Consider the following 14,179-nt stretch of genomic DNA (forward strand, 5'->3'; position numbering starts at 1 on the left):
CTCCATCTACTATGATGAATGTATTGTAAAACGCCTTTCTAAGTAAGCGTTATCAATATTGTGACTCTTTCCACGATGATCTGTCTAAAATCCTAACCTTCCTCACTCCTGCAACGGTTGGTTATCTGTCCCCTCGTTCGCAGGCTCTTGATAGCTACGTACAAACCGCTCGGATTGCATCCGATAATCGGCAGGTGTATACCCAGTATGCTTTTTGAATAACAGATGAAAATAAGGACGGCTGGCAACACCTACATAATCGGCGATCTCGGCAATGGGAATGTCCGTTTGACCAAGCAGCATCATCGCCTTGTCCATGCGCAATGTGTTCAAATAATCCGTCGGTGTGCTGTGCATATGTTTTTTGAAGATACGATGCAGATAGCTTGGATGTACATTAACAGATGCAGCAATCTGTTCCATGCGAATGCTGCGATCATAGTTCTGACGCATAAACTGGATGCTCTGATGTACATATCTCTCGCTCAGGGGCGTCTGCTGCTGCCGATGTTCCTGCGATAGTCTTGCAATGCGTACAAGCAGTTGAGCAAATAGTAGATCGCCCAGCATCGATCCTTCGCGCTGCTGATCCAGCTCTAATACAAGCGACTTGAGCGTGTAATACACATCCTCTGGATCGGACAGCACCATGTAGGGCTGGGATGTATGAATCAGCTCTGCCAGTTCTTTTTCCTGCTGAATCAGTTGATGCAGGATGGATGCGGTCGGTGTACAGCTTTGCAATCCAAATTCTAGATTGAGCATGCGACATGGTGTATCGCCAACGATCAGGCGGTGCGGAATATTCGCATCAATCACGATGAATTGTCCTTTTTGCAGATCAACGCCAACGCCCTTTACAGCATTGTCGTTCTTCGCTTGCTTCGGTGTACCTGACGAAGGATATAGCTCGATACGACAACAACCGGAGATCATATACATAATCTCTGTGGACTGGTGCTGATGATAGTCCATTTCGTACTGTTGCCATTGTTTGTAGTAGTAGGCATAATGCTGCGGTCGATAGCCCGATTCCGCGATATGTAGATGATACAGACTGGCGGACAATGCTAGATCATGTGCATCTGTAGGATGATTGGCTTGTGTTGAGGCATCGTACACCTGAATGGAAGGTAAATCCTCATTGGAAGGTCGACGTGCAGAAGCTGTCTTTTTACCTTGACGATGCGGGCTGTCATTGCCCGGTCGTTGTGCAGTCATAGTTGATCACCTGCCTGATTACATTAAGATAGTACTGCTATCCTACCGCATTCCCTCTATTGGTCACAAGTGAGCGTATATCTTCATTGTGTGCTATATAGATATCTTCATTACGTACTAGATCGTATAGAAACCATACTACATAACATGTATAAAAATAACGTAGATCAAAAAGTATAAAAAAGCTTCGCCGTTATCACATTGCTGTCGGCGAAGCTTGCTTTATTTAAGTCCAGATTAACGGAATTCAGGTGGTGTACGACGTGCTACACCAGTCGCAATCGCTGCTTGGATAACGCCGCGACGAACTTCCTGCACAACTTGTTCGTTAAATACACCGGGAATGATGTACAGCTCGTTCAGCTCGTCTTCCTTCACGACCGAAGCGATGGCGCGTGCAGCAGCGACTTTCATTTCCTCATTGATCACGCTGGCACGGCAATCCAAGGCACCACGGAAAATGCCGGGGAAGCACAGCACGTTGTTGATCTGATTCGGATAATCGCTGCGTCCAGTTGCCATTACGCGTACATGACGCTCTGCCACTTCAGGATCAATCTCAGGATCAGGATTCGCCATCGCAAATACGATCCGATCTTCTGCCATCGTATGCAGATGATCGACGGTCAATAGCCCCGGACGAGACACACCGACGAATACATCGGCACCTTGAATGACGTCGCTCAGACTGCCTTTTTCCAATTGCGAATTACTGTTGTTGGCGATCCAGTTCCACATCTCGTGCGGATATTCTTCGTCGCGCACCAATGCGCCGTTTTTATCGACAGCGATCAGGTTTTTCGCACCGGCGGACAGCAGCATTTTGACACAGGCTGCTCCTGCTGCTCCGATACCGAGCACGACGATTTTCGCCGTTTCCAGCGATTTGCCAACGATGCGTAGCGAATTGAGCAATCCAGCAAGGACAACGACTGCTGTACCATGCTGATCATCGTGGAATACCGGAATATCCAGTTCTTCCGTCAATCGGCGTTCGATCTCAAAGCAGCGCGGCGAACTGATATCTTCCAGATTGATCCCACCGAATGCCGGAGCCAGCCATTTGACCGCTTGAATAATCTCTTCCGTATCCGTTGTATCTAAGCAGATCGGGAATGCATCGACTTCGCCAAATTGCTTGAACAGCATCGCCTTCCCTTCCATAACTGGCATTGCCGCTTCTGGACCGATATCACCTAGTCCGAGCACTGCCGTACCGTCGGAGACGACTGCGATCATATTGCGCTTTACGGTTAGGGAAAATGCCTTTTGCCGATCTTCATGAATCGCCATGCACACTTTGGCTACGCCCGGTGTATACACATGGGAGAGGTCTTCCCGGTTTTTGACTGGAGACTTGGGCTGTACTTCAATCTTGCCGCCCAGATGCGCCAGAAAGGTGCGGTCGGATACGTTAACGACTTTGACTCCCGGCAGTGCCCCAACCGATTGCAGCATTTGCTCGCGCACATTTTCTGGCAAGTTGACGGTCAAGTCACGCGTCGTACTTTCCGGGCTGGCATGAATGACGTCAATCGCCACCACATCGCCGCCAGATTCGGCAATCGCACCAGCCACATCACCAAAACTCACCTGTTTCTTATCCATCTGCAAACGCATAATCATGCTCGTTCCAAGAGCCATCGTTATACCTCCTGCAAAATACGATTTTGGGTATTGCCCATCACTATCGGATATTCATCATCCACAGCGCCAATCGCCACGATACCGCTATCTATCCGGCTTGCGCCCGCTATATATATGGCAGAAATCGGTGCATGGGATGATGATATGTAAGCGGCATTTCCTTCCATCCGCTTCATAATAATAACGCTTACATTGGAAGACGGACTTAATTATAACATAGTTTACGGTGAAATAAACGCAGTCCCACGCTCGGAAATGAGGTTGCCTTTGCCATTTTCGATACGATGGTTGGACGGTTGCTATTCAGCATCCCTACTCGTTGATCGCCATGCTTCAACATTCCGCTTCTCGACTTGCTGTACCCATTCTTTTACATATTCCAAAAAACGCCGCATCGCAGGTGAAGCTTTTGATAGTGATTGTACCGCCAATCCAAGCGAACGGAAGCTTCGTTCCTCTAGCTCTAGCATCCCGGCATTGTGATCCCGCCCTTGCAAGACGAGTTCTGGTAAAATGCTAATTCCCAGCCCGTTCTCCACCATCGCGATAATCGCATAATCATCGCCCAGTACAAAGCGCACATTCGGCGTAATACCTGTATGTTCCAGTACACGCCGCACATCATAATCCGAACCTTCGCGCGGCATAATAAAATCCTCTTCTGACAACCGTGACAATGGAAAAGCATCCGCCTCCCGCAGTGGATGATCTGGCGGTACAATTACTAACATCCGATCTTGACGCAGCGGCAAAATATCAAATGTCCCGCGCGCAGGCAGTGTCATAAAGCCGCAATCGATCTCACCGTTAGCAATCCACTCTTCAATCTCCTCATAATCGCCTTCGATCAATCGGAACGTAATGCCCGGATAATGACGCTGAAATTCCTTAATCATCCCCGGCAGCCAGTGCACCGACACACTTGTAAAGGTGCCAATCCGAATCACACCAGATGCAAGCCCATGAATGGACGAGACTACCTGCTTGAGCTGTTCGTTCCAGTTCACTGTCTCACGCATCGGAATCAATACACGTTCACCATTAGCAGTCAGTCGTACCCCGGAACGGTCGCGTAATAACAAGGGAAAGCCAAATTCCCGTTCCAGCCCGTGAATAATATGACTCACCCCGGATTGTGTAAATCCTAGCACTTCCGCTGCTCGCGTCAGACTGCCCAGCTCCACCACTTTGAGCAGAACCTCATATTTATGAATACTCAATCTGTATCCGCTCCTTTTGCCACTGTATCGGCTGTATCTATTAAGAAACAATCAATGCTGCTTACACTTTGTTCTATGTTTGCCGACTTCATAATTCGCAGGATGATTCGCAAGGATTTAGCCATTACTTTTACTCATGTATATCATTACAAACATTCAATATACTTATACTTCTAACGCTACTATACTGATTTTATTAACCCGTTGCTAGCAGGAATTCGGAGCCTGTATACAGCGTCTATGACTACACCAATCAAAGGATGGATTACCATGAAACAATCGCGGGCTGACCTGCTGATCTTTATCGTTACATTATGCTGGGGGTCCTCTTATTTATTTATGAAAATGGGCATGGATTCGCTTAGCCCGTACAATCTGATTGCGCTGCGTTTTGGCTTTGCCTTTATTCTGACAGCGCTCATCTTCTTCCGCCAATTGCGGCATCTGGACTGGCGTACGACCGGATACGGGGCGCTGCTCGGATTATGCCTGTTTGGCGTGTTTGCGTTTATTATGTTCGGTTTGCAGACGACCTCGACGTCCAATGCAGGCTTTCTTGTTAGTCTGACGGTCATTTTTGTCCCGATTTTGTATTGGATCATCTTCCGGCGCAGATTGGCAGGGCGGCAGATTGCTGGTGTACTAATGGCGTTATCAGGGATTGGATTATTAACCTTGAACGGGCAACTCAGCATTCATCCCGGCGATGCGCTCTGTATTCTGGCGGCACTCTGTTATGCGGGTTATATTCTAATGACTGGTGCGGCGGCGCGTATTACGTCCAGCACGCTGAATCTGGGCATTATGCAGCTGGGATTCGCTGGTCTGTACGGACTGATCTTTTCGTTTCTATACGAAACGCCAACCTTGCCGCAGACAAGTGACGGTTGGATCGCTGTGTTGGCACTCAGTGTAGTATGCAGTGCATTTGGATTTGTCATACAGCCGATTGCACAGAAATATACAACACCGACGCGTACCGGGCTGATCTTTGCACTGGAACCGGTGTTTGCGGCGCTGTTCGCCTTCTGGTTCGAACATGAAATGCTGTCAGTCAAAGGGTATATTGGTGCGGCTCTGGTACTTGCAGGTGTAGTCGTATCAGAGTGGAAGTTGAAAATAAAAGCGCCTAAACCGGTCATACCGCCACAGGACGTTCAGAACGTCTCACCGCTATAGGTCGAATCGTAAAATGGTCGTGAAGCATGTCGGAGCAACTACGCATCCTTACTATTACTCAAATAGACTTACTGAAATAGAAATACACATGAAACAATATCAAGCCGCTAGATTCCCACTCCATAAAGCAAGGAATCCAGCGGCTTGATTGGGATGTGCGATTGAACATATTGAACGGTACCATTCTGTTGCTTACACGTTCCCTATACGGGTTAGTACAGCTTACCAACTGCCTCTGCTTGAAATGGTTTCAGTTCGTCTAGACGATTGTCATGGATTTTGGCTGCCCATGCTGGATCGGCAAGCAGCGCGCGACCGACCGCAATCAGATCGAATTCGCCTTGTTGCAATCGTTCTGCCAGACCGCTTACACTTCCTTGCTGCTCAGCATCTGCACCAGAAGCGAAAAATTCAGTAAAATCCTGCTTCAAGCCGACCGAACCAACGGTAATGACGGCTTTGCCAGTGAGCTGTTTTGCCCAGCCTGCCAGACTGAGCGGTGAACCTTCAAATTCCGGCTCCCAGAAACGACGGGTGGACGCATGGAAAATGTCTACACCTGCTGCGGCAAGCGGCTTCAACAGCGCTGCCAGTTCCTCTGCATCGTTTGCCAGCTTCGCTGTGTACACTGGATATTTCCACTGCGAGAACCGGAAAACAATCGGAAAGTCAGGACCGACCGCACGGCGGCACGCTTCCACCACCTCCACGGCAAAACGTGCCCGGTTGGCAATACTTCCACCGTATTCATCTTCGCGGCGATTGGTCGTTTCCCATAGAAACTGGTCGATCAGATAACCATGCGCCCCGTGCAGCTCAATGCCGTCAAAACCCAGCTGCTGCGCTTGCGCTGCCGCATCAGCAAATGCCTGCACAACCTCCTTGATCTGCTCTACCGTCATGATTTCGCCTTGTACGGTACCATTCACATCCAGACCTGACGGCCCGATCGATGGTACGGCACCTTCTGGTTGCGGAAAGTTCTCTCTGGCGATACCAGCATGAATGAGCTGCGGCATAATTTTGCCACCGACGCGATGCACCTCGTCAACCACATGCTTCCAGCCTGCACGAGCAGCTTCACTGTCAAAGTCCGGGCTGTTCGCCGGGTCCTGATTGGCAGAAGGATGCGGAATGGAGACATTTTCAGTAATAATTAGACCGACGCGTTGTTCAGCACGACGACGATAATAATCCGCTACCTCGGTTCCGGGTACACCGTTGGGCGAGAACCCACGCGCCATCGGTGCCATAACGATACGGCTGGACAGCTTCAATTGGCCAAGTGTAAATGATTCAAACAGCGGCGCCACATACTGTGTATGATTGGATTGCATATTATTGTTAGTATGATTCATATTTATCGTAACCTCCAGAGATATTTTCGGTTATACTGTTATTATTATCTTTAGGAAACAAATATATAAAAGTAAGCTTGAGTGTAAAAGAAGTCCCGCTCCGGTGCATGCTGCCGGGTGGGTATATGCCTGATTGTACAGGCGTCTAGCAACAGATACAACCAACAGAAACCCAGATGTGTCGTTTAAGTCTCACATGTTAGCAATTGTAGTTTAGACATTGGCACATGACTACTATATGACCGATACAGGAGGTATCCCCTATGAATACAGCACCACGCCCGAATGCGCAGGACCCTCGTGTCATTCGTACACGCCAATTGATTCATCAGTCGTTTGTCGAATTGCTGCAAACGAAAGAATTCAATGAGATTACGGTGAGCGATATTACCCGTCGTGCCACCATTAACCGGGTTACATTTTACACTCATTACACCGACAAATACGAATTACTGGAATATATGATCTCCACACAGTTGATTCAATTGCTGTACAAAGGCATCGATCCGCAACAGGCACTTTCTGCGGAAGCACTAACGACCCTAATCTGTGCGCTATGCAATTATCACGAATATTCCAGTTCCCAATGTCCCAAAAATTTCGATTCGCTCAGTCCGTTGGTCGAGAAAAACATGAAGTCCCAATTGCAGCAGCATATGCTACAACAGTTAACTCGTCATCTGCCGGATCAGGATGAGGCGCAATTGGTTCCTTTGTCCGCGATGATCAGCTGGTCGCTGTACGGCGCAACCTTACAATGGAATCTGGAGCAAAAAGATCGTCGCGAAACGTCGCAGCAATTGGCGTCGCGAATCGTTCCGTTGCTGATGAGCTGGATGACGATGTCTGGTATAGAATATCCCATTTCCAATCAACTCCCAGCAGCTGCTACCAGCAATACGATCCTACCAACCTCTGTATGCCTATCCCAATGGAGTGAATCATATGAACTCAAAACAAGTATCTGATAGTAAGTAGGATCAGGTATAGACAATCAGATGAACTGTTTTACGAACGATGAATACAAAAAACCTGTCGCACCCTTTAGGGTAGGACAGGTTTTTTGTGCTAGTATAGCCTATTTATCTCTGGAGAGCTACGTGATTGTGATGCAGCTCCCCTCTCAAATGATCCGCTTAAAAGGCAGGTACTGCGATATCTGCGTAGTTATCTTGCAGGAATTTCTTCACTTCTGGACCTGCCATATGTTCTTTGAGCTTTTGGATAGCAGCGGAGTCCTTGTTGTCTTCCCGTGCAACAAGTGTGATGGCGAAGGTGGAGTCTTCTTTTTCCGTTACAAGTGCGTCTTTGACTGGAGTCAGGTTCAGCGGTTTGGCATAGGCTGGAGTCATTGCTACCAGATCAGCTTCGTCATACATCCGTGCCAGCATCAGCAGATCGACTTCTTTGAATTTGAAGTTTTTCGGATTGGCTGTAATATCAGCTTGTACGGCATTCATGCCTACGCCGTCTTTGAGCGTGATCATACCAGCTTGGGCAAACATTTGCAGGGAGCGACCGATGTTGGACGGATCGTTAGCGATCGCGATCGTTGCGCCTTCTGGCAGAGCGTCGATGCTTTTGTAGTTTTTGGAATACGCGCCATAGATGGCATTATAGATCGGTTGAATGCCTACGAGATTGCTGCCTTTGCTTTCATTGTACTGCGTCATATACGGTACGTGCTGGAAGAAGTTCGCGTCGACTTCTTTGTTAGCCAGTGCATCGTTCGGCTGTACGTTATCTGATAACACGATAACATCCAGATTGATGCCGTCCTGCTTCATCAGCGGTTTCACGATGTCCAGAATATCGGTCATTGGCGGGATCAGAGTAGCGACTTTTAATGTCGTTTCGCTAGTTGTGCTTGCTCCGCTCGTGCTTTCACTGGATGCGTTGTTCGTTTCGGTAGTTGCTTGTTGTCCACATGCTGCCAGTAGCAGTGCCATAGCGAACAGTAGGATCAGGATCGGTTTTTTGTTAAACATATGCAATAGATACCCCCGTATTTGTGTAGTGATAATGTAGATGTTACTTTTTTGGCTTTTCCAGCATTTCCTTATTCGTCAGCGCTTGTCGATCAGGCGCGAGATCAGGCTGCCAGTGAATTGTACCGCCTGTACTAAAATAATCATAAGAATGATCATATAGACCATTACATCGGTTTCAAAGCGCTGATACCCGTATCGAATCGCAAAATCACCAATTCCGCCGCCACCGACAATACCGACCACGGTCGAGTACGAGATAAAGCTAATCGCTGATGTCGTCAGTCCCAATACCAGCCCAGAACGAGCCTCAACGTACAGAAATTTGAAAACGATCTGTATACCAGATGCCCCCATCGCACGCGCCGTTTCGACGATGCCGCGCGGCACATCCAGCAGCGCTTGCTCCACCAGCCGCGAATAATACGCGATGGCGATAATTGAGAGCGGTACGGATGCTGCTTCGGTGCCAATCGATGTGCCGACCACTATACGTGTAAATGGAATCAGAAATACGACTAGCAGCAGAAAGGGAAAGGAACGTACGACATTGACGATACTGTTCAGCAGCCCGGACAGATACACATTTTCATACAGCTGTCCTTTGCGAGTGAGATAGATCCAAGTACCGAGCGGCAAACCGATCAGAATGGCAGCTGCTAGTGAAATGCCGACCATTGTAAAGGTATCGCCAATCGCCTGCCAGATCTCTGTCTGATACTTCTCCACCATTTCACCGAATGTGCGTGTATTATCCACGGTCGCCACCTCCGATGCCGAGCAATTGCTCACGATACGATAGTGTATAATCCGGCGCAGGGGCAAAGCCGTCCTCTGCGCGCGAATACCTCTCCACGATCATGCCCTGCTCCATGACGGAGACGGTATGACAAAGGCTTTTCACCACATCCATCTCATGCGTAACGAGTACAATCGTTACGCCCAGCTGCTCGTTGATCTGCCGAAGCAGCCCGAGAATATCCGCGGTCGTACCGGGATCAAGCGCCGATGTCGGTTCATCGCATAACAGCACCTGCGGACGTGTAGCAATCGCACGCGCAATGCCAACACGCTGGCGCTGCCCTCCGCTTAATTGAGACGGATAATGTTGGATTCGATCCAACAAGCCAACCTGCTCCAGACACTCTCTAATGCGCTGTTCTCGTTCTGCCCTCTTGATGCCTGCCAGTTCGAGCGCTGCTGACACATTGCCACCAACGGTACGATTGTGCACCAGATTGAATTGCTGAAAAATCATACCGATTCGCTGGCGTACCGGACGCAATTGACGTTCCGACAAGGTGGTCAACTGCTGGTCACCAACGATGACACGACCTTCATCAGGACGCTCTAGCATGTTGATCATACGCAGTAGTGTAGATTTACCTGCGCCACTGCTGCCGACGATGCCATGAATATCGCCTGCACCAATATGCAAATCCACCTGCTTGACCGCAGGAAGTGTACTACCAATTTTGCCAAAATATTTGCTCACGCCTTCCAGCGTAATCATTGCTATTCCCTCCTCCGCCTCAATCCGGACCGATGAGGATAAGTGTATTACTATTTTGGTATATCTGTTATAGCCTGTTACTCCTGCTACATTATAAGCAAATGCTGCGCCTGTGTCACTATTTTTCACAGGTTATTAAAAATGAAATATGTATGAAGATACTACGCGTTCCTTCTATACAAACAAACACCGCCTGTATTGTCGCTCTCATGACGGCAATACAGGCGGTGCTATATACAAATGATTTTGTCATATCCAACTCATCCAACGGCGATCCAGACCTGATCCTGTTCCACCTTAACCGGGAATGTGCGTACTTGCCCTTCATCCGGCGCTTGCACCAATCCAGTTTCCAGATCGATCTGCCAATCATACAGTGGATCATATAGAACGTGACCGGAGACGATGCCTTCGGCAATTGGTCCACCCTTCGGATGCGGGTTGCGATTTTCGAGCGCGAAGACTTGATCGTCTGACGTGCGGAATACGGCAAGTTCCAGACCTTGGATCTCCAGAACACGTCCGATTCGGCTTAGAAATTCATGTTTGGTTCCTGCGGGGTAAAAATGTTGTGTGCTGTTCATCGCTAATCCTCTCCTTTGCTGCATCGTATGGATGCTGTACACTTCTATTGCTGATTTATATTATTGGCGATTCATACTACTCTTGATTATTTATACTTCTACTTTTTTGCCAAATAGGGCGGTGCGCGTTTGTTCGTCGTTCAGTACTTGTTTCCATGGATCTTCGACTTGTGCCAGCGCCAGATTGACGCGTTCGATTAGCTGTTGGCGATTGTTCTCATCGTCCAGCACAGCCGCTCTGATCGATTCCAGTCCCATGCGCTCCACCCACTCCGAGGTGCGTTCGAGATATTTCCCTGTTTCGCGGTAGTATTGGATAATTGCGCCGCACAGATCGATCAGCTCCTGATCAGTTTTTACTTTGCAGAACGAATCCGCCAGACGAGCCTTGATCCCGCCGTTACCGCCGATGAAGATCTCCCAGCCGCCATCGTTGCCGACGATGCCGATGTCTTTCGTACACGATTCAGCGCAGTTGCGTGGGCAGCCGTTAACTGCCATTTTGAATTTGGCAGGGAAGTCGAGACGTTCAAACCGCTGTTCCAGTAGGGCGCCCATGCCCATCGAATCCTGTGTACCAAAGCGGCAAAATTGGGAGCCGACACAGGTTTTGACGGTACGGAGCGATTTGGCGTAGGCGTACCCAGATGGCATATCAAGTTCTTCCCAGACGCTGGGCAGGTCTTCTTTTTGTACACCGATCAGGTCGATCCGTTGTCCGCCCGTCATTTTTACAGCTTTGACATTGTATTTGACCGAGACGTCGGCGATTTTTTTCAGATCTTCTGGTGTCGTAACACCGCCGTACATCCGTGGGACTACAGTGTAGGTGCCGTCTTTTTGAATATTGGCGTTCATGCGTTCGTTGACGAAGCGCGATTCTTTTTCATCTTGATATTGAACCGGGTTGATCATACCGAGATAGTAGTTGATCGCTGGACGGCATTTCGAGCAGCCTTCAGGATGCTTCCACTCCATCACGTTCATCACTTCTTTGATCGTTTTCAGACCTTTGTCGCGAATAGCAGCAACTACATCGTCACGGCTGTGGGTTGTACAAGCGCACATTCCTTGGCTCGAAGCGACAGCTGCGCCGTCACCGAGGACGAATTGCAGAATTTGTTCCACAACCGGTTTACAACCGCCACACGAGCGGGTTGCACCTGTGCAAGCTTTGATCTCGTCCACGCTGGTCAGCCCTTTGTCCTGAATCGCGCTAACGATATCCAGCTTGGTGACACCGTTACAACCGCAGACGATTTCGTCATCCGACATCGTTTCAACCGAAGCTTTTTTCTTGCCATGACTGCAACCGCCGGTGCCCATCAGCTCAGCATACAGCTCGTCAGTCATCGGTGCGCCATCGCGGATCAATTTTTGCAATTGTGCCGAATCGTTAATATCGCCAAACAGGACGGCACCGACGATCATATTGTCTTGCAAAATGATCTTTTTATATGTTTTCTTCCAATCATCACGCGCGGTGATGACGGATTGTTGTTCATTTTCGATAAAGACGCCAGCCGAGAATACATCGACGCCGGAGATTTTCAATTTGGTGGATACGGTCGAACCTTCATATGGAGTCGCTGGATTGCCGCAAATGTGTTTGGCAAGTACCATACCTTGTTCAAATAGTGGAGCAACCAAGCCGTAGCAGCTACCACGATGCTGTACGCATTCGCCGACAGCATATACGTTGTCCATCGATGTTTGCAAATAGTCGTTAACCAGAATGCCGCGTTCTGTTTCAATTCCACTATTACGTGCCACTGCTATATTCGGACGGATACCGGCTGCCATCACGACAAAGTCAGCTTCCAGTACGGTTCCATCTTTGAACAATAGGCTTTCTACGCGTTCGCCGCCTTGCAGTTCAGCCGTTTGTGCACCCATCATGAATTTGATGCCTTGCGATTCCAGTTCTTTTTTCAGCATAGCGGCAGCGACGTAATCCAGTTGACGTTCCATCAGATCGTTCATCAGATGCACAACCGTGACGTCCATGCCGAGACTAACCAGACCTTTGGCGGCTTCCAGACCGAGCAATCCGCCGCCGATAACGGCTGCGCGCGGATAATGAGCTGCTGCTTCCATCATCTGATGACAATCTGCAATATCGCGGAAACCGACAACACCTTGCTTGTCATGACCCGGAATCGGTAGAATGAGCGAGCTGGAGCCAGTAGCGATAATCACTTTGTCGTAAGGAACCGCTGTGCCGTTATCTGTCATGATCAGGCGATTGTCATTGTCAATCGATGTGACTGTGACACCAGTATGCAGCGTGATGCCATTCTCCTCATACCATTCGCGGCTGTTCAGCACGATATCATCAATCGTCTGACTGCCTTCCAGTACGTAGGACAGCATGATCCGGTTATAGTTCGGATGTGGTTCGCTACCGATGACGGTGATATCATAATTGCCGCCTAATTTGATAATCTGCTCCAGTGTTGCTACGCCTGCCATTCCGTTTCCAATCAGTACAAGTCGTTCGCGTGTTGTGGTCATTGCGTTTCCCTCCGTTTATTTCTGTTGTTGTCGCTTCGGCAATGATATGCCTATCTATAGGGTGATGTATCATAAATATGTTACATATTTCACAATCTTTAATATCTAAAATTAAATGCTTTTGATGTACTCAGTATACCGCTGGTAAAATAGGCATGATGTGATCTAGATCACCTTATTTTTTGTAAGAAGCCTACCTGCTGCGTATAGTTAGCTTGCAAAAATTCAGCTAACAAGAAACATACGAAATAATCGAATCTTTGCTATCTTCATCCAAATGTGAATAACATTTGACTATATATAATTTTAAATTCCGAACCTATCTATGTATTTTTTATGTATTCAAAATAAAAGTACACACCATGCGATCCACATCCTATTCAGATGACGTCAATCGCATGGTGTGTACTCTCATGCAAACGTTACACGGTATCTACCGATCTGCATGGAGACGGATGGTCAGTAACTTTGCTCTGTTCAGCGTTACCAGCAACCATATCCGGCAATTGCTCCAGCATATGTTCATCCAGCACGATAATGCCATGACGGCGAAATAGTGCAGCCGTTAGACCCGAGCCAGGCAATTTGCTGCCGCTGAAGGTGCCATCGTATACCATCCGACTGCCGCAGGATGGGCTGTTCGCTTTTAACACTGCTATTGTAATACCAGCCTGCTGCGCTTGTTCCAGTGCAAGCTGTGCACCGTGTTGAAAAGCAGCCGTCACATCTTCACCGGATACCGTCAGCACTTTTGCCTGTCCTTCCCATACATCCTCTGATGTACCACCCACAATCTCCGCCGGTTCGCGTGGTGTACTCAGACCGCCCAGCACTTCCGGGCAAAAAGCGACGGCTGTGCCTGCTGAGATCATTTCATCCAGCGGCTGTACCAGATTGCTGCGTCCGTCGTACCGGCAAGCGGCACCAGTCAGACATGCACTGATTCCGATCATGT

General features: G+C 48.6%; 13 protein-coding genes. 2 read left to right on the forward strand and 11 right to left on the reverse strand.

The features are described 5' to 3' along the window. Positions 1–102 precede the first annotated feature (102 nt). The 4 genes from ACE3MZ_RS19195 to ACE3MZ_RS19210 all read right to left on the reverse strand — a co-directional run bounded on the left by ACE3MZ_RS19195 (position 103) and on the right by ACE3MZ_RS19210 (position 4,088). Positions 103–1,068: a helix-turn-helix domain-containing protein gene (locus ACE3MZ_RS19195; RefSeq protein ID WP_411346853.1), complete on the reverse strand. Its 966-nt coding sequence runs from the start codon at positions 1,066–1,068 to the stop codon at positions 103–105. Positions 1,069–1,458: 390 nt separating this feature from the next. Further along, on the reverse strand, positions 1,459–2,865 hold the full coding sequence (locus ACE3MZ_RS19200; RefSeq protein WP_411343713.1) for an NAD-dependent malic enzyme: 1,407 nt from the start codon (positions 2,863–2,865) through the stop codon (positions 1,459–1,461). 2 nt (positions 2,866–2,867) lie between these two features. Further along, the gene (locus ACE3MZ_RS19205) at positions 2,868–3,044 is read right to left on the reverse strand and encodes a hypothetical protein (protein WP_411343714.1); all 177 of its coding nucleotides are present in this window, start codon (positions 3,042–3,044) and stop codon (positions 2,868–2,870) included. Between the two features lie 123 nt (positions 3,045–3,167). Continuing rightward, on the reverse strand, positions 3,168–4,088 hold the full coding sequence (locus tag ACE3MZ_RS19210; RefSeq protein ID WP_411343715.1) for a LysR family transcriptional regulator: 921 nt from the start codon (positions 4,086–4,088) through the stop codon (positions 3,168–3,170). Between the two features lie 270 nt (positions 4,089–4,358). On the opposite strand from ACE3MZ_RS19210, the gene ACE3MZ_RS19215 reads away from it, so the two are divergent. After that, entirely contained in the window at positions 4,359–5,267 is a 909-nt protein-coding gene (locus tag ACE3MZ_RS19215) for a DMT family transporter (RefSeq protein ID WP_411343716.1), read from the forward strand. Between the two features lie 212 nt (positions 5,268–5,479). Here ACE3MZ_RS19215 and ACE3MZ_RS19220 read toward each other — a convergent pair whose 3' ends face one another. Further along, positions 5,480–6,625: an NADH:flavin oxidoreductase gene (locus ACE3MZ_RS19220; RefSeq protein WP_411343717.1), complete on the reverse strand. Its 1,146-nt coding sequence runs from the start codon at positions 6,623–6,625 to the stop codon at positions 5,480–5,482. A gap of 263 nt (positions 6,626–6,888) precedes the next feature. Here ACE3MZ_RS19220 and ACE3MZ_RS19225 point away from each other — a divergent pair, with 263 nt between their 5' ends. Further along, positions 6,889–7,593: a TetR family transcriptional regulator gene (locus tag ACE3MZ_RS19225; RefSeq protein WP_411343718.1), complete on the forward strand. Its 705-nt coding sequence runs from the start codon at positions 6,889–6,891 to the stop codon at positions 7,591–7,593. A gap of 168 nt (positions 7,594–7,761) precedes the next feature. Here ACE3MZ_RS19225 and ACE3MZ_RS19230 read toward each other — a convergent pair whose 3' ends face one another. The 6 genes from ACE3MZ_RS19230 to ACE3MZ_RS19255 all read right to left on the reverse strand — a co-directional run bounded on the left by ACE3MZ_RS19230 (position 7,762) and on the right by ACE3MZ_RS19255 (position 14,177). Next, positions 7,762–8,613 (reverse strand): MetQ/NlpA family ABC transporter substrate-binding protein, encoded by an 852-nt coding sequence (locus tag ACE3MZ_RS19230; protein WP_411343719.1) that lies wholly within the window; start codon positions 8,611–8,613, stop codon positions 7,762–7,764. A gap of 78 nt (positions 8,614–8,691) precedes the next feature. Beyond that, complete coding sequence (locus ACE3MZ_RS19235) at positions 8,692–9,345, reverse strand: methionine ABC transporter permease (protein WP_411346854.1); 654 nt, start codon at positions 9,343–9,345, stop codon at positions 8,692–8,694. Positions 9,346–9,364: 19 nt separating this feature from the next. Continuing rightward, on the reverse strand, positions 9,365–10,126 hold the full coding sequence (locus tag ACE3MZ_RS19240; protein WP_411343720.1) for a methionine ABC transporter ATP-binding protein: 762 nt from the start codon (positions 10,124–10,126) through the stop codon (positions 9,365–9,367). Between the two features lie 260 nt (positions 10,127–10,386). Beyond that, positions 10,387–10,710, reverse strand: coding sequence for a nitrite reductase small subunit NirD (nirD, locus tag ACE3MZ_RS19245; protein ID WP_411343721.1), 324 nt, complete (start codon positions 10,708–10,710; stop codon positions 10,387–10,389). A 90-nt stretch (positions 10,711–10,800) separates the two neighbouring features. Further along, positions 10,801–13,224, reverse strand: a complete 2,424-nt coding sequence (nirB, locus tag ACE3MZ_RS19250; protein ID WP_411343722.1) for a nitrite reductase large subunit NirB — start codon at positions 13,222–13,224, stop codon at positions 10,801–10,803. 422 nt (positions 13,225–13,646) lie between these two features. Next, complete coding sequence (locus ACE3MZ_RS19255; protein WP_411343723.1) at positions 13,647–14,177, reverse strand: DUF523 domain-containing protein; 531 nt, start codon at positions 14,175–14,177, stop codon at positions 13,647–13,649. Positions 14,178–14,179 lie beyond the last annotated feature (2 nt).

The sequence above is a fragment of the Paenibacillus sp. WLX1005 genome (assembly GCF_046603685.1).
In the GTDB taxonomy this organism is placed as follows: domain Bacteria; phylum Bacillota; class Bacilli; order Paenibacillales; family Paenibacillaceae; genus Saccharibacillus.